This window comes from Clostridioides sp. GD02367, from assembly GCF_045900275.1.
Taxonomy (GTDB): Bacteria; Bacillota; Clostridia; order Peptostreptococcales; family Peptostreptococcaceae; genus Clostridioides; species Clostridioides difficile_A.
On the sequence record NZ_JBJODK010000004.1, the window covers coordinates 246,361 to 267,832 of the forward strand.

At 28.5% G+C, this 21,472-nt stretch carries 20 protein-coding genes; 18 read left to right on the forward strand and 2 right to left on the reverse strand.

Annotated features, from left to right (window positions below; translation table 11 throughout):
* The first annotated feature begins 257 nt into the window (after positions 1-257).
* The 8 genes from Q3223_RS07485 (at position 258) to Q3223_RS07520 (ending at position 6,682) form a co-directional block, all read left to right on the forward strand.
* Positions 258-854 (forward strand): site-2 protease family protein, encoded by a 597-nt coding sequence (locus Q3223_RS07485; RefSeq protein WP_021384047.1) that lies wholly within the window; start codon positions 258-260, stop codon positions 852-854.
* Positions 855-883: 29 nt separating this feature from the next.
* On the forward strand, positions 884-1,603 hold the full coding sequence (locus Q3223_RS07490; RefSeq protein ID WP_284181785.1) for a segregation/condensation protein A: 720 nt from the start codon (positions 884-886) through the stop codon (positions 1,601-1,603).
* 1 nt (position 1,604) lies between these two features.
* On the forward strand, positions 1,605-2,144 hold the full coding sequence (scpB, locus tag Q3223_RS07495; RefSeq protein ID WP_054269785.1) for an SMC-Scp complex subunit ScpB: 540 nt from the start codon (positions 1,605-1,607) through the stop codon (positions 2,142-2,144).
* A gap of 189 nt (positions 2,145-2,333) precedes the next feature.
* Complete coding sequence (locus Q3223_RS07500) at positions 2,334-2,966, forward strand: DUF2953 domain-containing protein (protein WP_054269786.1); 633 nt, start codon at positions 2,334-2,336, stop codon at positions 2,964-2,966.
* Positions 2,920-3,354, forward strand: coding sequence for a GerW family sporulation protein (ytfJ, locus tag Q3223_RS07505; RefSeq protein WP_054269787.1), 435 nt, complete (start codon positions 2,920-2,922; stop codon positions 3,352-3,354). Before Q3223_RS07500 ends, ytfJ begins: the two co-directional genes overlap by 47 nt.
* Positions 3,355-3,600: 246 nt before the next feature.
* Entirely contained in the window at positions 3,601-4,041 is a 441-nt protein-coding gene (locus Q3223_RS07510; protein ID WP_054269788.1) for a MarR family winged helix-turn-helix transcriptional regulator, read from the forward strand.
* A 15-nt stretch (positions 4,042-4,056) separates the two neighbouring features.
* On the forward strand, positions 4,057-5,508 hold the full coding sequence (locus Q3223_RS07515; protein ID WP_407811801.1) for a leucyl aminopeptidase: 1,452 nt from the start codon (positions 4,057-4,059) through the stop codon (positions 5,506-5,508).
* A 1,033-nt stretch (positions 5,509-6,541) separates the two neighbouring features.
* Positions 6,542-6,682, forward strand: coding sequence for a hypothetical protein (locus Q3223_RS07520; protein ID WP_054276308.1), 141 nt, complete (start codon positions 6,542-6,544; stop codon positions 6,680-6,682).
* 167 nt (positions 6,683-6,849) lie between these two features.
* On the opposite strand, the gene Q3223_RS07525 is transcribed toward Q3223_RS07520, so the two are convergent.
* Together Q3223_RS07525 and Q3223_RS07530 are read right to left on the reverse strand one after the other, a co-directional pair.
* The gene (locus tag Q3223_RS07525; protein ID WP_009905401.1) at positions 6,850-7,170 is read right to left on the reverse strand and encodes a MazG-like family protein; all 321 of its coding nucleotides are present in this window, start codon (positions 7,168-7,170) and stop codon (positions 6,850-6,852) included.
* Between the two features lie 120 nt (positions 7,171-7,290).
* Positions 7,291-8,028, reverse strand: a complete 738-nt coding sequence (locus tag Q3223_RS07530; RefSeq protein ID WP_407811802.1) for an NAD-dependent protein deacylase — start codon at positions 8,026-8,028, stop codon at positions 7,291-7,293.
* Positions 8,029-8,323: 295 nt separating this feature from the next.
* Between Q3223_RS07530 and acd the strand changes: the two genes are divergently transcribed.
* The 10 genes from acd to truB all read left to right on the forward strand — a co-directional run bounded on the left by acd (position 8,324) and on the right by truB (position 21,360).
* Complete coding sequence (acd, locus tag Q3223_RS07535) at positions 8,324-10,147, forward strand: N-acetylglucosaminidase (protein WP_054276310.1); 1,824 nt, start codon at positions 8,324-8,326, stop codon at positions 10,145-10,147.
* Between the two features lie 213 nt (positions 10,148-10,360).
* Complete coding sequence (locus tag Q3223_RS07540; RefSeq protein ID WP_284181787.1) at positions 10,361-14,659, forward strand: PolC-type DNA polymerase III; 4,299 nt, start codon at positions 10,361-10,363, stop codon at positions 14,657-14,659.
* Between the two features lie 201 nt (positions 14,660-14,860).
* A complete protein-coding gene (gene rimP / locus Q3223_RS07545; protein WP_054269795.1) occupies positions 14,861-15,322 on the forward strand; it encodes a ribosome maturation factor RimP in 462 nt (153 codons plus the stop codon).
* Between the two features lie 30 nt (positions 15,323-15,352).
* Positions 15,353-16,507 (forward strand): transcription termination factor NusA, encoded by a 1,155-nt coding sequence (gene nusA, locus Q3223_RS07550; RefSeq protein WP_074178899.1) that lies wholly within the window; start codon positions 15,353-15,355, stop codon positions 16,505-16,507.
* A gap of 6 nt (positions 16,508-16,513) precedes the next feature.
* Positions 16,514-16,795 (forward strand): RNase P modulator RnpM, encoded by a 282-nt coding sequence (gene rnpM / locus Q3223_RS07555; RefSeq protein WP_003419469.1) that lies wholly within the window; start codon positions 16,514-16,516, stop codon positions 16,793-16,795.
* Positions 16,785-17,096 (forward strand): ribosomal L7Ae/L30e/S12e/Gadd45 family protein, encoded by a 312-nt coding sequence (locus Q3223_RS07560; RefSeq protein ID WP_054269797.1) that lies wholly within the window; start codon positions 16,785-16,787, stop codon positions 17,094-17,096. Before rnpM ends, Q3223_RS07560 begins: the two co-directional genes overlap by 11 nt.
* Before the next feature lie 21 nt (positions 17,097-17,117).
* Positions 17,118-19,055 carry a translation initiation factor IF-2 gene (gene infB / locus Q3223_RS07565; protein WP_054269798.1) on the forward strand — a complete coding sequence of 646 codons (1,938 nt, stop codon included), beginning with the start codon at positions 17,118-17,120 and terminating at the stop codon, positions 19,053-19,055.
* 42 nt (positions 19,056-19,097) lie between these two features.
* Positions 19,098-19,478 carry a 30S ribosome-binding factor RbfA gene (gene rbfA / locus Q3223_RS07570; RefSeq protein WP_054269799.1) on the forward strand — a complete coding sequence of 127 codons (381 nt, stop codon included), beginning with the start codon at positions 19,098-19,100 and terminating at the stop codon, positions 19,476-19,478.
* A complete protein-coding gene (locus tag Q3223_RS07575) occupies positions 19,459-20,442 on the forward strand; it encodes a bifunctional oligoribonuclease/PAP phosphatase NrnA (protein WP_147628925.1) in 984 nt (327 codons plus the stop codon). The genes rbfA and Q3223_RS07575 overlap by 20 nt, the downstream gene beginning before the upstream one ends.
* Positions 20,443-20,454: 12 nt before the next feature.
* Positions 20,455-21,360, forward strand: coding sequence for a tRNA pseudouridine(55) synthase TruB (truB, locus tag Q3223_RS07580; protein ID WP_054269800.1), 906 nt, complete (start codon positions 20,455-20,457; stop codon positions 21,358-21,360).
* The last annotated feature ends 112 nt before the right edge of the window (positions 21,361-21,472 follow it).

Consider the following 21,472-nt stretch of genomic DNA (forward strand, 5'->3'; position numbering starts at 1 on the left):
TATTACTCCTTTCATTTGTAATACACAAATAAAATAACAATAATGTCAATTCATGTCAACATAATATTCTATTTACAGTAGGCGTAATTATTATATTTTCACAATGAATATGATATAATAATAAAAGTTATAAAATAAAAAGTGAATTTTAATTTTATGCTGATATGTTAAAATTATTATAATATAAAATAATTTTGATTATAAGTTATTTAATTGTTATAATAGTATTAAAAATTTAATTTAGGAGATGTACATTAATGTTAAGTATGAATATAGGAGAAATAGTAGCAAGTTTAGTTGGTATAGCTATGGCAATATCAATACATGAGTTTGGCCATGCCTATTCAGCTCACTTATTGGGAGATGATACAGCTAAATCTTATGGTAGAATGACATTAAATCCTGTAAGACATGTTGACCCAATTGGTCTTTTGGCTATGTTTATTCTTAGAATAGGATGGGCAAAGCCAGTACCAGTAAATCCAAATAACTTTAAAAACTACAAAATAGGAAATCTGATAGTTTCACTTGCAGGTGTTTTTTGTAATCTTTTGACTGCCATACTTTGTGTAATTATAAATAAGTATGTGCATATGTATGCGATAAACACAATAGCTGAATATGTGTTTTTATATAGTATTGGATTTGCAGCGTTTAATTTGCTTCCAATACCACCACTTGATGGATGGGGAGTTATATCTACATTTGTACCATATAAATGGAATGAATATGTGTACAAATTTGAAAGTATGAGTTATATAATTTTATTAATTGCTTTATTTACTGGTATATATAGAATAATATTAACTCCAATATATGCTGTACTACTAAAAATAGTATATTTATTCGTTTAATACAATAAATAGATTAAAGAGGGATTGGTATGAAGTATAATATACAATTGCAAGTCTATGAGGGGCCATTAGATTTACTGTATGATTTAATAACAAAACATAAAATAGACATAAAAGATATATCTATAATAGATATAACCAAGCAGTATCTAAATTATCTGAAAGTGTTAGATAAAATGGATTTAGAAATAACTAGCGAATTTATAACTATGGCATCAAAACTCCTAGAGATAAAATCCAAATATCTGCTTTATAAGCAAAAGGATGAAGAGGAAGACCCAAGAATAGAACTTATGGAAAAGTTAGAAGAATATAGAAAGTTCAAGATGGCATCACAAGATATAAAAGAAAATATAACTTATATCAATGAGAGATTTTATAGAAATAAAGAAGAAATAATTATTGATGATAATGTAGATTTAGAAGATATATCAATAGAAGCAATAAAAAATATACTTCCATACATATTTAAAGTTAAAACATCACAAATTGAAAATTCTAATGATGAGAAACTAGATAAAATAGTAAGGAAGAAGATAATATCTGTAGAAGAAAAAATCTTATATATAAGAGATATTATAAAAGAGAGGCTTGAAGTTACTTTCACAAATATCATAAAATCATATGAAAATGATGAAATAATTGCTACTTTTTTATCTATATTAGAACTTATAAAAGAAAAAGAAATAGTAGTAGTACAAGATATATTTTTTGATGATATTCTAATAAGAAAAAGTTCGGAGTGTTAAAATGAAAAGAGAAGATATAAAGTATATTATAGAGTCTGTTATGTTTGCATATGGAGAACCAATAAGTATAAAAGAATTAAACTATATAATAAATAAAGAACTTTCATCAAAAGAGATAGAGATTATGTTAAATTCACTTATTGAGGAATATAGAGAAAAAAATAGAGGTATCCAGATAATCAAATTAGAAAACAAGTATCAAATGTGCACAAATAAAGATTATGCGGAATATATAAAGAAGATTATTGAACCAAAGAAAAAGAAAAGTCTGAGTCAGGCCACATTAGAAACTCTTACTATCATTGCTTATAAGCAACCAATAACAAAAGTTGAGATAGAAGATATAAGAGGAGTAAAGTGTGATAAGGTACTACAGACCTTATTTGAAAATGAACTTATAAAAGAGGCTGGTAGACTTAACAAGATAGGTAAACCTATAATTTATAGAACAACGGATGAATTTTTAAAATTGTTAAATATAGAAACCCTTGAAGAGTTGCCTCCTATAGAAAATTATCAAGAAGTAGCTACAAATGAATAAAATGTTGTACATGTATAGTGATAGCATTAAAATTAAAAACACAATAATTTAGTTTGCGATTTTAAATTTTTAAGGATTTAAAATGCTCTAAGTTATTGTGTTTTTTTGTGTAAATATAAAATTAAAATTATATCGAAATAAATATGGATAATTAAGTATAAATAGTAATTTTTTGATGATAATATAAACATGGAGTTTAATGAATTATTTAATTTTAAGTATTTAATAATAGCTATAATTTTTATAATAAGTATACTTATATTGATTTTAATATCTCATATAAACATCTTATTAGTAGCTGATATAAATAACAACGATATTATTCTAACAATTAATATAAAATACATGTTTAATTTAATAAATATAAATAGACAACTTTATCCAGCTGAAAATAGTAAAAATAATGATAAAAAAGAAGGGATGAAGAATAATATAGATTCAAGTATATTATTAGCTGATGACCTTTTAAGCGTTTATAGACTATTAAAAAAAATAAAAATACATGAACTTTATTCAAATATTAATTTTGGAACTGAAAATATCGGCTTAACATCTTCTGTGTATGTATTAATAAATACTCTATATGGAAATTTATTTAATATAATTGATGCAGAAAAAATGTATTTAAATGTAAATCCAGATTTTACAAAAAATTATGTTTTGGGAAATATAAGGATACATATAAGGTCAAGAATAAAAGATTTATTTCGTACTATAATAATGATTAATAAGATTATGAATAAGAATAAAGGAAATTATAAGGAAGGTGATAGTAATGAGAGCAACAGGTTCGATACAAAGTCTTATGGAAACAACTCTTGAAACAATTAAAGGTTCTATAGATGCAAATACTATTATAGGAGACCCTATAAAAACAGATACTACAGTAGTTGTACCTATATCAAAAGTTACGATTGGATTTGGTATAGGAGGAGGAGAATACTCAAAAGGATATGATGAGAAAGATAAAGAAATTGAATCAAAAAATGAAAAAGCAGATACGAACTTTGCTGGAGGTAGCGCAGGTGCTATATCTGTGCAACCAGTAGCATTTGTAGTTGTTGAAAGTGGAGAGACTAGAATAATGAGTTTAGATAGCAATATTAATCTTGTAGATAATATATTATCTATAACTCCTAGAGTATTGGAGAAAATTCAAAACATATCTCAAAGTAATAAAAATCAAGACAAAAATAATATGCAAGAATAAGATAAAATATTTACAAATATGGTTGTAGTTTTAAATAAGGTAGTGGGATTAGTTTAAATCCCACTATTTTGTTATGTGATTTAAATGTTTATATATAGTAAGATTTTAGCTTAAAACAATTTAAATAGATAATAAAGTTGATATATAGTATAATTATAAAAAGAAAAGTAGTATTATGTTATAGATATATAAACGTATTTGAGATATAAGAGGGAGTTATAAATCATTAGTTTTGAGGTGAGTGTTATGAGTGATAAAGAGTTATCTATTTTGTTGTTAGAAAGTATGAATAACTTTCATAATTTAATAAAAATTATTAATAATGAAAGATATAAAAAAAGTAAGATTCTTACAGAAAGACAATTTTTTGCTTTAGTAAAGATAAGGAAACATGATAAAATAGAGCTTAAAAATTTAAGTAGGGATTTACATGTATCCACTTCTAGTTTGTGTATATTACTTAATAAATTAGTTGAGCAAGAGTATGTATATAGGGAAGAAGATAGTAGAGATAGACGAAATACATTTTATGGAATAACTAAAAATGGAGAAAAGATACTAGATGATGAAATATTAAAATTTGTATCTATAATAAGTGATAAAATGGATTGTTTAGATATAGATAATAAAGATAAATTATTTGCTTCTTTAGAAGAAACTAAAACTATAATAGAACAGTTGTTTTAAAAAGGAGGCTTTATTATGAAGATAAAATGTTCTAAAGAAATATTAAAAAGTTTGGAAAATACTATAACAGTAATAGCTATGTTTGATGGTGAAGATGTTTCTACACCTTTTGATGAATTAAATTTAGTAAGTAGAGATTTTAAAGCTAAAGAAAATAATATAGACACTGTAACATTGTTTAAAAATGATAGTTTAGTGAATGTTTGCTTTGTTGGTTTTGGTAAGAGAGAGTTATTAAATACAGAAAAGATTAGAATAATAGGTGGAAACTTATGTAAGAAGTTAAAAAATATATTGAAAAATAAAGAATATAAGAGTAATGACATTAATATACTGAATCTCGACTTAAGTAGTCATGAAATAGGCGCTTTTACAGAAGGGATATTACTTGGAGATTATAAATTTAATAAGTATAAGTCAAAAAACAATGATTTTGAAAAAAAGGAAATAGATAATATAATTATATTTACTGAAAAGGAAGTGGAGTGCCAAATTGAAAAAGCTAAGATATTAGCTAATTCAAATATAATAGCTAGAAATCTAGTAAATGAACCATCAAATATAATCTATCCAGAGACGTTAGCAATAGAAACAGTTAGACTTGGAGCAGAGTTTGGGTTTAATGTTGAAGTATATGAAGAAGAAAAAATAAGAGCATTAGGAATGGAAGCTTTTTTTGCTGTTTCAAGAGGTTCTATTAATAAACCAAGATTCATAGTTATGCGATATTTTGGAGACAAAGAAAGTAAAGATATACTTGGTCTAGTAGGTAAAGGATTGACTTATGATACAGGTGGATATTCTTTAAAATCAAATGCTTCTATGTTAGATATGAAAACAGATATGGCTGGTGCTGCAAGTGTCATAGGCGCTATGTGTGCTATATCTCAAAATAAATTAAAGAGAAATGTTATAGCAGTAGTCGCTGCATGTGAAAATGCTTTATCAGGAGGCTCATATAAACCTGGAGATATAATTAATTCTATGGCAAAGAAAACTATTGAAGTTTTAAATACAGATGCAGAAGGTAGACTTACATTAGCTGATGCAATATATTACATCATAAATAATGAAAAGGTAACAAAGGTGGTTGATGTAGCTACATTAACTGGTGCTGCTTTAACATTATTGGGTAACGTCGCAACTCCTGTAGTGACAAATAATGATGAATTTTATTGTAAACTAGAAAAAGCATCTGCTTTATCAGGTGAAAGGGTATGGAAGATGCCAATTTATGATGAATTTAGAGATATGATAAAAGGTGAAGAAGCAGACCTTAAAAATACAGGAGGTAAAAATGCTGGATGTATAACAGCAGGAGCTTTTATTGGTGAATTTGTTGGTGCTACTCCATGGATACATATGGATATAGCTGGCACAAGTACATCATCAAAATCAATTGGATACAAAGCAAAGGGTGCAACAGGAGAACCTGTTAGAACATTGTACTATTTAGCAGAGATATAAAATAACAATCATAAAATATATAACCTATAAAGCCACATGGATAATTACTTAGATTTAAGATTATCCATGTGGCTTTATTTTTAAATTTAAATAAATTATTTACTCTTTTTCTTTTTTTCAAGTATAAAAGTATCTCTATTAGACAAAAGAGCAGGTATGTACATAATACTAGTAACAAAAATAAATGTAAAAATAGCAGTTGTGCTATGGCTTAAAAAACCATAATAGTATTGAGAATTGGTAAATGTGTTTAGTAAAAATATGAATGAAAAATAAATAAAGCAAATAGCTAAATTATCTCTAAGCGCATATCTGTTAACTTTAAATTTTCTAACATCGACCATATAAATATTTGCATAAATTATAAGACATTTAGAGAAGACAAATATAAAATATATCAAGCTAGGAAATTCATAACCCAAGTTTTTAGAAAAAATGAGTTCTCCAACTGAACAAACCAAACTCCATGAAAAAAAGATATTAAAAAGATGATACTGTTTAAAAACAAGTATGGCTATACACAGGTATATACAGATATAATTAATTCCAATTGGCAAAGAATTTAGAGTACTATAATTACCAGAAGAAATAATTAAGAATTGCTCTAAAGACATAACTATTACCATTAATGTACAAATTATCTTCTCGACTGTGTAACTATAAGGCAAAATATTTTTTGTTAGTTTTGGACAATAGTATAGAAATAATCCAAATATAAAGAGGCTTACAAATTGTTCACTAGAAAAAAGGAAAATTTTAAACATATAATATTCTCTCCTATAATAAATTTAATATGTATCTATATAAATATATTCATTATCTCTCAATTTAATATATAAAAAATTTAATAATAGTTAGATTTTATATGGGAATTTTTGCAACTAAAAATATCCTATTGTTTTGTGTATATATTCTAATTATGTCAAAAAATAAAAAAATCTTTATTTACTAGAGTTTTTGGAAATAATAATAACAGATATTAGAATTAATTAACATTTTTTGTAAGTATTTGACAATAGAGAGGGTGTAACAAATGGGAATAATAGAGTCAGCATCAAAATTAGCTGAAATGGTTCATTTATTAGCTGTTGAAAAGGGGATAACTGATATAGAAGCATGGGATGAAGCTGTAGAAGAATACAGTAAACTTTATGAAGAAAGAAGAAATGAATAGATTAATAAAACTTTATTATAAAAAAGTAGCTTTACTTAAAGAATTTAGACTTTTTATAAACTATTAAAAATAAGATAAATAAAAAAGATGGTACTTCAAATGTAATTAAAAATCATTTTGTGATACCATCTTTAATATTTATTTTAATAATGTATGAGTAATAAATCTTACTTATCTATATTTTTTATGTAGCCTCTTTTTTCTAATTTTTTTATATGTTCTTTGCGTATTTCATCAAGATTAATACCATATTGTTCTTCTAGTTTAAACATCATAGTAACACATGTCTGAGCTACATCCATTAGCTCCTTAGCAGTTTTCTTTATAATATCAACTTCATCCAAGTCATTATTTTCTCCACTTAGATTTCTGAATTTACCTATACATTCAGCCAACTCACCTTGTTCTTCGCCCATTTTGATAAATGTAGATTCTAGTGTTGGGTCTAAATTATTAAGTTCTGGTAAAGATATAGTTTTTAGTTTCATAAAAAGCTCCTTTCAAATTATTCATATTTATACTAAAACATCATAACAAAGATAATACTAAAAATAAACTTTAAATTCAACATAAAAACTCATATATAGAATAAAAATAGTGAAATAAATCTACATTTGTCTTAATACAGCATCATATAAGACTTCTCCAATAGGTTTATTTATTACAAGAGAAGCTGACTTATCATAAACTGTGTTTGCTTTATTAATAAGAGCAATGTATTTACCTTTATAATAATCTATAAAACTTGCAGCAGGATATACAGCTAGTGATGTACCTCCTATAATTAATAAATCAGCATTACTTATAGCAGAAATTGTTTTAGTAATAACATCATTGTCAAGAGCTTCTTCATAAAGTACTACATCAGGTTTTACTATAGAACCACACTTGTCACAATAAGGAATATTACCACCTAGGTTTAACATAGCTTCTAAATCAAAAAACTTACCACACTTAGTACAATAATTTCTGTGTACAGAACCATGTAGTTCTAAGACATTTTTGCTTCCAGCCATTTGGTGAAGCCCATCAATATTTTGAGTTATAATAGCTTTAAGTTTGCCCATCTCTTCAAGTTTTGCCAAGGCTATATGAGCATTGTTTGGCTTTGCATTAGGATATATTAATTTATCTTTATAAAATTCAAAAAAATCTTCTGGGTATCTAACAAAAAAAGTATGTGAAACTAATTGTTCAGCAGTAAATTGTTTATTGAGTTTCTGGCTAAACAGTCCAGTAGAACTTCTAAAGTCTGGTATATTAGATTCAGTTGACACACCTGCTCCACCAAAAAATAATATATTGTTATGATTAGCTATCAATTCTTTTAAGTTATTTGCATCCATAGTTACACCTCCAAATTATTATATATAAATTGTACTACATATTAGGATATTTATGTTACTTTATTAGAGCCCTGTGTTTTTAAAATAAATTTATGTGGTAATCACATGTAACATTATAAGTATTATAAAAAAAATCTATTTTCATATTAAAAAAACCTATAGTTTAATAAGACGAATAAAGAATTTATAAATAGAATGTATACAAAATGTAAATAGACAATATTTACTAAAATCACAAGTTGTCGTATAATTATATTAAAATTGTTTTAGTGTATAAGAAGGGCGGGGGAAGTACGTGAAGAAAAAAGCAGCGTTAGCAACATTAGCTGTATTACCCTTAAGTATGATAAATGCACATGCTGATGGGGATGTAGGTATAGTGACTATAAATTATTTAAATGTAAGAAATGAGCCAACTGCCGAAAGTAGCATAGCCTTTGTTGCTAAGAAAGATGACAAGGTTTTGATTAAAGACTCTTCTGATGGATGGTATAAAATAAAAGCTGAGTCTGGACAAGAAGGTTGGGCTTCGTCAAAATATATAGCAAAATCAAATGGTGATTCTTTAAGAACATCTACAAATAAAGAAAAACAAGTTACTTCAAATAGTTTAAATATGAGAAATGGAGCAGGCACAAGTTATAGAATCATAACTGTACTAAAAAAAGGGCAAAAAGTAGAGGTAGTATCAGAGAGTAATGGATGGTCTAAAATAAAATATGATGGAAGATTAGGATATGTATCTAGTTCTTACTTAGGAGATATCTCAAACTCAACCAATAGCTCAAAAACTAAACAAGTAAATACAACTTCATTAAATGTAAGAAGTGGTCCAAATACAAGTTATGGTTTATTAGGTAAGTTGCCAAAAGGAAGCAAAGTGGAAGTAATATCAGAAAGTAATGGATGGTCTAAAATAAAGTATAATGGAAAAGATGCGTATGTATCAAGTATGTATTTATCAGAGGTAGGTCAAAGTAGCTCAGATGACTCTAGTCAAAGTAATGACAAAAAAAATACTGATAAGGTTGTAAATACAGCTTCATTAAATGTAAGAAGTGGGCCAGGTTCTACATATAGTAAGTTAGGGAAGGTATATAAAGGAAGTAAAGTAACTGTATTGTCAGAGAGTAGTGGATGGGCTAAAATTAGCTTTAATAATAAAGAAGCTTTTGTAGTAGGTAATTATTTATCTACTTCAACAGATGCATCCAATAATAACTCAAATAGTAATTCTAATAATAATTCAAATAGTAATGGAAATAATTCTTCATCATCAGGTCAAGTAAATGGTATGTCTGGTATAAGTGGAGCTAAAATTGATTACAAATCTTTGAATTATACTTTGGAATCTCACATAAGTAAACAAGTTGAGAAAGCGGCAGCAGGGGGAAATGTAATAGCACCAGGGAATAGAAAAAGTACTCCAAGTCCTGAATTTAGTACTTTTTCAGCTCAAAGAACAAGTTCATTTGTAAATGCAAGTTCAAGTGATATAGAATATTATTTAAATCCTAAAAACTTTACAAGTACCACTAAAGGTATGATGCAGTTTTTGAAGATTAATAGCTATAAGGGAGGTATTTCAGAATCGAGTTTAAATTCATATCTTAATGGTTTATCTTCTAGTATCTTTAAAAATCAAGGAGCAGCATTTATAAATGCCGCTAAGAAGTACAATATAGACGTTGTATATTTGGTATCACATGCTATGTGGGAAACTGCATATGGTAAATCTACGCTTGCTCAAGGTCAGACAATAACATCTTATAAGGGTCAACCCCTTAGTAAACCAGTTAAAGTATACAATTTTTTTGGAATAGGAGCAATAGATAAAAGCGCTAATGTTTCAGGGGCAGAAGCAGCATATTCTAATGGATGGACTAGTGTAGAAGCTACTATAGATGGTTCTGCAAAGTGGATATCTCAAAATTATATAAACAGCTCTAAATATAATCAAAACACTATCTATAAGATGAAGTGGAATTATGATTATACATGGCATCAATATGCAACTGATGTTAATTGGGCTAATGGAATTTCTGGAATTATGGAAAATCTAATTGGTCTTTATGGAGGAGGAAGTAGTTTAGTTTTTGAGGTTCCTCAATACAAGTAATACATAAATAAAAAATACAGACTATGGGTAGTTTTCATTTATTTAAATTATCTATAGTCTTTTTGTATATAATTTACAAGGTCTAAAATTAATATTAACAAAATTTTTATGTTATAATATTAATTCTAAGTAAATATAAGTGAATAACAGATAGAAATAGATAAAAAGTGGTAATAATATATATAAAGATAATTTTGAGAAAGGAGGATATAGATGGAAAGTGTTAAGGAATATTTAGATAAATTGGAAATTAATAATAGTGGCCTTGGAAAGCAACTTAAAGAAGTTTACATAAATAGAGTAGTTTATTTTAAAGAAGACAAGATAGTTTATTTTTATCTAACTTCTAAGGAGATTGTTTCTCATGAGCTCTTAGATAAATTTAAAGAAGAATTGATGTATAAACTCGATTATTTTAAAGATATGAGAATGAAGATAAGATTCACTGGATTTGAAAGAAAATCTAATAAAGATGTTATAAAAAAATATTGGAATAATATATTGTATATATTAAAGTATCTTTGTCCATCTATAGCAGGTTGGTATAAACAAGTAGAATTTCTTTGTTTAGATGAAGAATTAAAAATAAAACTTCCAAAAGGTATATTTTATGAGCGATTAATGAAAAAAAATGTAATTTATGTACTTAGAACTGTGCTTAGTGAAGAATTAGGATTGGATTTAAATATAACGATTGAAAAAGCTGTTGATGAAAAAGTGAATAAAGAAAGACTTATAAGAATTAATGATAGAGAAATGGAAGAAAAAATTAGAGCTTTAGAAATTGGAAAAATTAATAATTGTGAAGAGCGTGAAGAAGAAAGTTATGTAATCAAGTCTGAAGTAGATGAAAATTTAGTCTATGGAGATAATGCAAATGCTATGATTGAAAATATAGCTGAATTAAATGCATCTTCTGGAACAGTTGCAATTGTTGGAGATATATTTGATGTTGAAACTAAAGAACTTAAAAATGGAAAAATACTTATGATAGCATCAATTACAGACTATACTAGTTCGATAAGCTGTAAATTATTTTTAACAGATACAAATAAGGATGGAGTACTTGAAAATGTTAAAAAGGGTGCATATTTAAAAATCAAAGGTGACATAGTTTATGATACATATCAAAGAGAAATTAGTATGATGATTAGTGGAATAAGAAAAGAGGTTAGACCAGAGAGGGAAGACAAATCAGAAGAAAAAAGGGTAGAACTACATGCACATACACAAATGTCTTCTATGGATGCAATCTGTTCTGTTAAAAAGCTTGTAGAACGTGCAGCTAAATGGGGGCATCCTGCTATTGCTATAACAGACCATGGTGTTGTACAAGGATTTCCTGATGCTATGAATGCAGGTAAGGCAAATAATATTAAAGTACTTTATGGAGTAGAGGGATACTTGGTTGAAGATGATTCTCTCATTATAGAAGATGCAAATGACAAAGAACTTTCACAGACATTTGTTGTATTTGATATAGAGACAACAGGATTTTCTAACACGAATGATAAAATAACTGAAATTGGTGCTGTAAAGATAGAAAATTTTAAAATTGTGGACAGATTTAGCGAATTGATAAATCCAGAAAAAGATATTTCTTATAAGATACAGGAATTAACAGGAATAACTAATGAGCTAATCAAAGACAAGCCAACCATTGAAGAGGTTCTTCCTAGGTTTATGGAATTTGTTGGAGATAGTGTATTAGTAGCACATAATGCAGAGTTTGATACGGGATTTATATCACAAAAGTGCAGAGAACAAGGTTTATTATATAATAACAAAAAAGTAGATACACTTATGCTTGCAAGAGTAATGTTGCCAAAATTAAAAAGACATAGATTGAATCTTGTTGCTAAAGAACTTGGTATACCTCTTTTAAATCACCATAGAGCAGTAGATGATGCTGAGGCTACAGCACTCATATTTAATAAATTCTTACAAATACTTACAGAAAAAGGAGCAAAGACTTTAAGTGATGTAAATAATGTGCTTGGAAAAATTGATTATACAAAACTTAGCACAAATCATATAACCTTAATAGCAAAAAATTCTGTAGGCATAAAAAACTTATATAAAATAATTTCAGATGCACATGTAAATCATTTTTTTAGAGCTCCAAGAATACTTAGAAGTGTATTAAATGAATATAAGGAAGGTCTGATAATTGGTTCGGCATGTGAAGCAGGAGTGGTCTTTCAAGCTGTAAAGAAGAATGTTTCTGATGATGAAATGAAAAAAATAATAGATTTATATGATTATATTGAGGTAATGCCTATAGATAATAATAGATTTATGATTGACAAAGGAGAAGTTAAGGATGAAGAAGAGTTAAGAGAACTTAATAGAAAGCTAATTGATACAGCTAAAAAATTTAATAAAATTCCAGTAGCTACTGGAGATGTTCATTTTTTAGATAAACATGAAGCTGTTTTAAGAAAAGTTCTTAAATATTCTCAAGGTTTTAAAGTAGATGAAGAAGAAACTTATTTACATTTTAGAACAACAGATGAAATGTTGGAAGAGTTTAGTTATCTTGGTGAAGAATTGGCATATGAAGTTGTAGTGGAAAATAGCAATTTAATTGCTGATATGGTTGAAGATATAAAACCTATACCAGATGATACTTATCCACCGATTATAGAAGGTTCAGACGTGGAATTAAGAGAGATGTGTTATGAAAAAGCTAGGCGAATCTATGGAGATCCAATACCAGAAATAGTTCAAAAAAGGCTAGATAGGGAGCTAAATTCGATAATAAGCAATGGGTATGCGGTTATGTATATTATAGCTCAGAAACTAGTTGCAAAATCGCTTTCAGATGGTTATCTAGTTGGTTCAAGAGGTTCAGTTGGGTCATCTTTTGCGGCTACAATGAGTGATATAACAGAAGTTAATCCTCTCCCAGCACACTATATTTGTGAAAATGAAGACTGTAAATACTCATTTTTTTATGAAATAGGTGAGTGGGGTTCAGGGGTTGATTTACCAGATAAGGACTGCCCAAAGTGTGGAAGAAAGCTTGCTAAGAATGGCCATGATATCCCATTTGAAGTATTTTTAGGTTTTGAAGGTGATAAAGAGCCAGATATAGACCTAAATTTCTCAGGAAATTATCAGCCAATAATTCATAAGTATACAGAAGAATTATTTGGGGAGGGGTATGTATATAGAGCAGGAACTATAGGTACTGTAGCAGAAAAAACAGCGTTTGGATATGCAAGAAAATATATAGAGGAAAATAATATAAGTGTCCCAAATGCAGAAGTACTGAGACTTTCAAATGGTTGTACTGGAGTAAAAAGAACATCAGGACAGCATCCAGGAGGAGTTATGGTTATACCAGATTATAAAGATGTGTATGACTTTACCCCTATTCAATATCCAGCAAATGATACTTCTTGTGGTGTAATAACTACTCATTTTGATTATCATTCAATAAGTGGTAGAATACTTAAATTAGATATACTTGGACACGACGGTCCTACCATAATAAGAATGCTTGAAGATATTACTGGAATAAACATAACAGAAATACCATTAGATGATGAAGAAACGATGTCTTTGTTTACATCCACAGAAGCATTAGGAGTTACTCCAGAAGAGATAAATTGCCCAATAGGTTGTCTTGCTGTACCTGAGTTTGGTACTAAATTTGTACGTCAGATGCTACTTGACACAAAGCCTACTACATTTGCAGAACTTGTACGTATATCTGGTCTTTCTCATGGTACAGACGTTTGGGTAAACAATGCACAGGATTTAGTTAGAGAAGATATAGTTGGGCTGAAAGATGTTATATCAACACGAGATGACATAATGAACTATTTAATATTTAAAGGATTACCTCCAAAAATGAGTTTTACAATAATGGAGAGTGTAAGAAAAGGTAAAGGTCTAAAACCAGAACATATTGAAGAAATGAAGAAAAATAATGTCCCAGAATGGTATATAGGTTCATGTAAAAAGATTAAATACATGTTCCCAAAAGCACATGCAGTTGCTTATGTTATGACATCATTCAGAATTGCATATTGTAAAGTACACTATCCAGAAGCATTTTATGCAACTTACTTTACTACAAAAGTTGAAGATTTTGATGCAGATTTAATTGTTAAAGGTTTAGATTCTATAAAATCAAAAATAAATGAAATTGAAGCATTAGGAAACGATGCAACTACAAAAGAAAAAGGTATGTTAACAGTGTTAGAAGTTGCTCTTGAAATGTATGCTAGAGGAATAAAATTATTGCCAGTTGATATATATAAATCAGATGCAACTGATTTTATAGTTGTGGGAGAAAAGACATTACTTCCACCAATGGCAGCAATACAAGGTCTTGGAGGAAATGCGGCCATAAATATTCAAAATGAAAGAAAAAATGGTGAATTTATATCAAAAGAAGATTTGAGAAAGAGAACGAAAATATCAAAAACAGTAATAGAAACTCTTACCAATCATGGTTCACTTGAGAATATGAGCGAGAGAAATCAATTATCACTATTTTAAGTTAGTCCAAAAAGTTGCAAATAAAAGAATTTTATGATATCATGGTATAGAAAATAGTATACTTTGCAGAAACTAAGAGTGAGACAGCTGTTCTCACTCTTTTATTTTAAATATATTATTAAGAACCAGTTTAATTTTTTAAATATATTTTATTTGGGATTATAGGAACTGGTCATTTACAATTGAATAGGAGGAAATTTAATGAAAAAAAATTTAGAAGCTACAATTGAAGAGATTGTAACTAAAATAACAGATGAACATGGATTTGAAATGGTTGATGTTGAATATGTAAAAGAAGCGGGAGAATACTACTTAAGAGTATACATAGATAAAGAAGAAGGAATATCTTTAAATGAATGTGAATTAGTTAGTAGAGAATTAAGCCCAATATTAGATGAAAAAGACCCTATAAAGGAGAATTATTTTTTAGAAGTATCTTCTCCAGGACTTGATAGAGCATTAAAAAAAGATAGAGATTTTGTAAGATACAAAGGTAGAGATGTAGATTTAAAATTATATAAAGCATTAAATGGGTGTAAACAATTTGAAGGTGAACTTGTGGGACTAACAGAAGATAATAATATAAAAATCATTGTAAATAGTGAAGAAATGGAATTTAATAGAAAAGATGTTGCTATTGTCAGATTAGCAATAAAGTTTTAGTGGTATATTAAATAGGGAGGAAATAAAAAAATGAATCATGAATTTATGGAAGCACTAGATGAATTAGTAGTTGATAGAGGTATAGATAAAGAGATACTTATAGATACTATAGAACAAGCTCTTTTAACTGCATATAAGAAAAACTTTGGTTCAGCACAAAACGTTAGAGTTGAGTTTGATAGAGATAAGGGAGACATAAAAGTATTCTCTCAAAGAGTCGTTGTTGATGAATCAGATTTATATGATACTTTCTTAGAAATAGAGTTAGCAGATGCTAGAGAGATAAATCCTAATTATGAATTAGGCGATATCATAGAGCATGAAGTTACTCCTAAAAACTTTGGAAGAATTGCAGCTCAGACAGCAAAACAGGTAGTTGTTCAAAGAATAAGAGAAGCTGAGAGAGAAATAGTGTATAATGAATTTATAGAAAAAGAAAATGAAATAGTTACAGGAGAGGTTGCTAGAGCAAATAAAAACATTGTTTATGTTAACCTTGGAAGAATAGAAGGTATAATGACTCAAAGTGAGCAGATACCGTTTGAAAATTATAAAGCAGGTCAAAAAATAAAATTCTATATACTTGAAGTTAAAAAGACTAACAAAGGACCTCAAATAGTTGTATCAAGAAGTCATCCAGGTCTAGTAAAGAGATTGTTTGAAGAAGAAGTTCCTGAAATATATGAAGGAATAGTTCAAATAAAATCTGTAGCAAGAGAAGCAGGGTCAAGAACTAAAATGGCAGTAAGATCTATAGATGAAAAAATAGACCCAATTGGAGCTTGTGTTGGACCAAAAGGACTTAGAGTAAAAAATATAGTGGATGAACTTGGTGATGAAAAAATAGATATAATAAAATATAGTGAAGACCCAGCAGAGTTTATATCAGCTGCACTTAGCCCATCAAAAGTTGTTAGAGTAGATATAAATGAAGAAGAAAAGTCTGCCTTAGTAATTGTTCCAGATTATCAATTATCGCTTGCTATAGGTAAAGAAGGTCAAAATGCAAGACTTGCAGCAAAATTGACTAACTGGAAAATAGATATTAAAAGCGAATCTCAAGCAGAACAAGAAATGTTAAATCTTGAAAATTCCAAAGAAATAGAAGATGAGGATGTTAAAGCTGAATTTATCAACCAAGAAGAGTTAGATACTTCAGATGATAATTTTAGTGAAGAAGAGTAAGGAGGGATGATTTTGAAAAAAGTAAAAAAAGTGCCTCAAAGAAAATGCATAGCATGTCAAGATAGAGACTCTAAAAAAGAGCTTATAAGAATAGTTAAAAATAAAGAAGGAAAAATATTTTTAGACCCAACAGGAAGAGCTAATGGAAGAGGAGCATATGTGTGTAAAAGCTCTGAATGTCTTAAAAAAGCCATCAAAAGCAAAGCATTAAATAAAGCTTTTAAAATAGATGTTCCTGATGAAGTCTATGATAATCTACTTATGGAGTTAGAAGAATATGAAAAATAATAAAGAAAAAATACTTTCATTCTTAGGGCTAGCAACTCGTGCAGGGAAAATAGTGTCTGGTGATGACTCCACTTTGCTTGATTTAAAAAAAGGAAAAGTAAAGTTGGTTTTAATAGCAGAAGATGCATCAAATAATACTAAAAAACTTTTTAAGGATAAATCAACTTTTAGAAATATTCCATATCTATTTTTTTCAACAAAAGAGGAAATAGGATTTGCAATAGGAAAATCTCCAAGAGCAGTTATAGGAATAAAAGATGAAAACTTTTCTAAAAAGATAATTGAACTAATAGAAATTTAAAATAAAATAGGGGGTGATCTTGTGTCAAAAACAAGAGTATACCAAATAGCAGAAGAATTAAATATATCAAATGAAGAGCTTATGAATAAGTTAGCTGAATTAGATATAAATGTAGCTGATAAAGATTCAGTATTAGAAGGTGAAGAATTAGATTTAGTATTGGAATTATTAGAAGCTTCATCTAAAGAAAATGAAAATGTTATAGAGATAGATGGAAAGCTAACAGTTCAAGCATTAGCAACACAGTTAGATAAATCTCCATCAGAAGTAATTATGAAGCTTATGAAAATGGGAACTATGGCAACAATAAATCAAGAGATAAGTTTTGAAATTGCCGCTTTAGTTGCTCAAGACTATGGATTTGAACTAACAGTAGCTGAAAGTGATGATACAGAAGCTTTAGAAATAGAAGCTTTAATGGAAATTGAAGAAGATAAAGAGGAAGATTTAAAGGCTAGACCACCAGTTGTTACAGTTATGGGACATGTTGACCATGGTAAGACATCTCTACTAGATGCAATAAGAAAAACTGATGTGATTTCAGGTGAAGCAGGAGGAATAACTCAACATATAGGTGCTTCAGAAGTTAAAATTAATGGACAAAAAATAGTATTTTTAGATACTCCAGGACATGAGGCTTTCACATCAATGAGAGCAAGAGGAGCACAAGTTACAGATATAGCAATATTAGTTGTTGCAGCAGACGATGGTATAATGCCTCAAACAGTAGAAGCTATAAACCATGCTAAAGCAGCAGAAGTACCTTTAATAGTTGCTATCAATAAAATAGATAAACCAGGTGCAAATCCAGATAAAGTAAAACAAGAATTAGCAGACCAAGGTCTATTAGTTGAAGACTGGGGTGGAGAAGTAATAGCAGTTCCAGTATCAGCTAAGAAAAAAGAAGGAATAGATACACTTTTAGAAATGGTATTATTGGTTGCTGAAATGGAAGAATTAAGAGCAAATCCAAATAAAAGAGCAGTAGGAACTGTTATAGAAGCTGAGCTTGATAAAGGAAGAGGTCCAGTTGCAACAGTACTTGTTCAAGGTGGTACTTTAACAGTAGGTGACCCAATAGTTGCAGGTGTTGCATGTGGTAAAGTTAGAGCAATGATAAATGCAAAAGGTAAAAGAGTAAAGACAGCAGGACCATCTACAGCAGTTGAGATATTAGGTTTATCAGAAGTTCCACAAGGTGGAGACCAATTTGTTGAGGTTCCAACTGACAAGATTGCTAGAAGTGTAGCAGCAAGAAGACAGCAAATAGTTAGAGATGAAATGTTAAAATCAACTCAAAGATTATCACTGGATGATTTATTTAGTCAAATGAGTGAAGGTTCTATAAAAGACCTTAATATAGTTATAAAAGCAGATGTACAAGGTTCAGTACAGGCAGTTAAACAATCTTTAGAAAAATTATCAAATGAAGAAGTTCAAGTTAAAGTAATACATGGAGGTGTTGGAGCTGTAACAGAATCAGATATATTACTTGCAGCAGCTTCTAACGCAATAATAATAGGATTCAATGTAAGACCAGTTCCAGGTGCAGAATCTCTAGGCGAAAAAGAAAATGTTGATATAAGAACATATACTATAATATACAAGGCTATAGAAGATATACAAGCTGCTATGACTGGTATGTTAGACCCTGAATATGTTGATGAAGAAACAGGAAAAGCTGAAATAAGAGAAATATATAAAATATCTGGTGTTGGAACAGTAGCTGGATGTTATGTAACTAATGGTAAGATATTTAGAAATTGTAAAGTAAGATTAGTTAGAGATAGTATAATAATACATGAAGGTGAGCTTGCAGCACTTAAGAGATTTAAAGATGATGTAAAAGAAGTTAATTCTGGATACGAATGTGGTATGAGTTTTGTAAATTACAACGATATAAAAGAAGGCGATGTAGTAGAAGCTTATATAACTAAAGAAGTAGAAAGAAAATTATAAATTCGTATCAAAGAAAATCAGTTAGTAAAGAAGGTCGATGGTATGGCATCATATAATAGAACAAGAAGAATAGCAGAAGAAATAAGAAAAGTAGTAAGTACTATGCTTATAAATGGAGTAAAAGACCCTAGAATAACATCTATGGTGAGTGTAACTGATGTAGAAGTTACAAATGACCTAAGATATGCTTATGTATATGTAAGTATTTTAGGTGGAGATGAAGAATCTACACTAACAGGACTTAAAAGTGCTGGAGGGTATATAAGAAGAGAAGTAGGAAAAAATATAAAACTTAGATATATTCCTGAAATAATGTTTAAAATTGATGATTCAATAGAAAAAGGAATGTATATGGATAGCCTTATAAAAAGAGTTAATGAAAAAAATACTCAAAAAAATGAGGATGAAAATTATGATGAATAATATTGATAGTATTATAAACTATATTTATGAGGGTGACTATTTTATAGTTACCTCTCATATTAGCCCAGATGGAGATAATATTGGTTCTACACTTTCGATGTATTATACACTAAAAAACTTAGGAAAAAAAGTATATTATGTACTTGATGATGAAGCTCCATTAAATTTAAAGTTTTTGGTTGAAGATGTAAAAATTTATAAGTCTAATGAACTTGATATGAATCAGTATTCCCTAATAGCACTTGATTGTGGAGATGAACCAAGAATATGTGTAAGTGATGAAATCAAAAATAATGCATCAAAATTAATCTGTATAGACCATCATGCAAGTAATGATTCATATGGAGATTTAAATTATGTAGATAAGGATGCATCTTCTACATGTGAACTAGTTTATAATTTATTGATTAGATTCCAGCAAATAAAAGATATTAAGATTATAAATAAAGATATAGCGACATGTTTATATACAGGTCTTGTAACTGATACTGGAAACTTCTCATATTCAAATGTCCATGCAAGTAGCTTTGAAATGGCAAAGAATTTACTTGTTTTAGGTGCACAAAAAAATACTATAATACAAAATATATATCAAAGTAATTCTTCTGATTATTATAAATTATTAGGAGAAGCCTTGAAATCTTTGGAAATATTTGAATCAAAAGTATCTAGTATAGTTTTGACTCAGGATATGATGAATAGAAATAATACAAGTTTCAACGATGTTGATGGAATAACAACATATACAAGAGACATAAAAGATGTTGAGGTTGGAATTTTATTTAAAGAGAAAAAACAAAATGAAATTAAAGTAAGTTTTAGGTCAAAAAATTATGTTGATGTAAGTGAAATAGCCAAGTTATTTGGTGGTGGTGGTCATGTAAGAGCTGCTGGATGTACTATTAAAGATAGTATTGATAATGCAAAAAAAATGGTATTAGAGGCAGTGTTAAAATCAATTTAAGGTGACAGAAAAATGAATAAGATTATAAGTATATTGAAACCTACAGGCATGACATCTCATGATGTTGTAAGTAGAGTGAGAAAAATTTTAAATATAAAAAAAGTAGGTCATACAGGTACTCTTGACCCAGATGCTTCAGGTGTTTTACCAATCTGTATAGGAAAAGCTACAAAAGTATGTGAAGTTATTTTAAATAAGGATAAATCATATATATGTGAGCTTACTTTAGGTATTAGTACAGATACTTATGATGCATCAGGTGAAATTTTAAAAAAAGTTGATAATTTCAAATTGAGTAATGAAGATATAGAAAAAGCTTTTGATACACAAAGAGGAGAAATAAGTCAACTTCCTCCAATCTACTCAGCTTTAAAAGTAAATGGAAAGAGAATGTGTGATTTAGTAAGAAGTGGTAGACAATCTGAAATTACTTTAAAAACTAGAAGAGTGAATATAAAAGACATAAAAATACTCAGTATAAAAGGTAACAAGGTAATGTTTTATGTTGAATGTTCTAAAGGGACTTATGTAAGAAGTATTTGTCATGATATAGGAGAATACCTAGGTTGTGGAGCACATATGTCATTTTTGAATAGGACATCTTCTGGTAAATTTGATTTAGATAACTCGATAACACTAGAAGAACTAGAACTATTTTATGAAAATAAAACTTTAGATAAATACTTATACGATATAGACTACGTACTAGATTCGTTTAATTATATTGTACTAAATCCTAATGCCATAAAATATTATAGCAATGGTGGTTCAATAGATGATAAAAGATTTTTGAAAAATAATCTCAATAAGAATGATGAATTTGTAAGAGTATATAGTACAGATAACTTCTTAGGATTAGGAAAATTATCAAAACACAATAATACGATAAGTGTTAAAAGTGATAAGATGTTTATATAATTAATGTATTTAAAAGAATGCCAAAAGAGATAGTACTATAATAACTTCTATAGTCTATCTCTTTTACTTATGCTATAATAGTTTGTGAATAAGTTAAGAGTAAATTATAATT

Bases quoted from the DNA above. Each gene is read 5' to 3' on its own strand.
- Q3223_RS07485 (WP_021384047.1), top strand. From the start codon at position 258: ATGTTAAGTATGAATATAGGAGAAATAGTAGCAAGTTTAGTTGGTATA.
- Q3223_RS07490 (WP_284181785.1), top strand. From the start codon at position 884: ATGAAGTATAATATACAATTGCAAGTCTATGAGGGGCCATTAGATTTA.
- scpB (WP_054269785.1), top strand. From the start codon at position 1,605: ATGAAAAGAGAAGATATAAAGTATATTATAGAGTCTGTTATGTTTGCA.
- Q3223_RS07500 (WP_054269786.1), top strand. From the start codon at position 2,334: ATGGAGTTTAATGAATTATTTAATTTTAAGTATTTAATAATAGCTATA.
- ytfJ (WP_054269787.1), top strand. From the start codon at position 2,920: ATGAGAGCAACAGGTTCGATACAAAGTCTTATGGAAACAACTCTTGAA.
- Q3223_RS07510 (WP_054269788.1), top strand. From the start codon at position 3,601: ATGAGTGATAAAGAGTTATCTATTTTGTTGTTAGAAAGTATGAATAAC.
- Q3223_RS07515 (WP_407811801.1), top strand. From the start codon at position 4,057: ATGAAGATAAAATGTTCTAAAGAAATATTAAAAAGTTTGGAAAATACT.
- Q3223_RS07520 (WP_054276308.1), top strand. From the start codon at position 6,542: ATGGGAATAATAGAGTCAGCATCAAAATTAGCTGAAATGGTTCATTTA.
- Q3223_RS07525 (WP_009905401.1), bottom strand. From the start codon at position 7,170: ATGAAACTAAAAACTATATCTTTACCAGAACTTAATAATTTAGACCCA.
- Q3223_RS07530 (WP_407811802.1), bottom strand. From the start codon at position 8,028: ATGGATGCAAATAACTTAAAAGAATTGATAGCTAATCATAACAATATA.
- Q3223_RS07540 (WP_284181787.1), top strand. From the start codon at position 10,361: ATGGAAAGTGTTAAGGAATATTTAGATAAATTGGAAATTAATAATAGT.
- rimP (WP_054269795.1), top strand. From the start codon at position 14,861: ATGAAAAAAAATTTAGAAGCTACAATTGAAGAGATTGTAACTAAAATA.
- nusA (WP_074178899.1), top strand. From the start codon at position 15,353: ATGAATCATGAATTTATGGAAGCACTAGATGAATTAGTAGTTGATAGA.
- rnpM (WP_003419469.1), top strand. From the start codon at position 16,514: ATGATTTTGAAAAAAGTAAAAAAAGTGCCTCAAAGAAAATGCATAGCA.
- Q3223_RS07560 (WP_054269797.1), top strand. From the start codon at position 16,785: ATGAAAAATAATAAAGAAAAAATACTTTCATTCTTAGGGCTAGCAACT.
- rbfA (WP_054269799.1), top strand. From the start codon at position 19,098: ATGGCATCATATAATAGAACAAGAAGAATAGCAGAAGAAATAAGAAAA.
- Q3223_RS07575 (WP_147628925.1), top strand. From the start codon at position 19,459: ATGAAAATTATGATGAATAATATTGATAGTATTATAAACTATATTTAT.
- truB (WP_054269800.1), top strand. From the start codon at position 20,455: ATGAATAAGATTATAAGTATATTGAAACCTACAGGCATGACATCTCAT.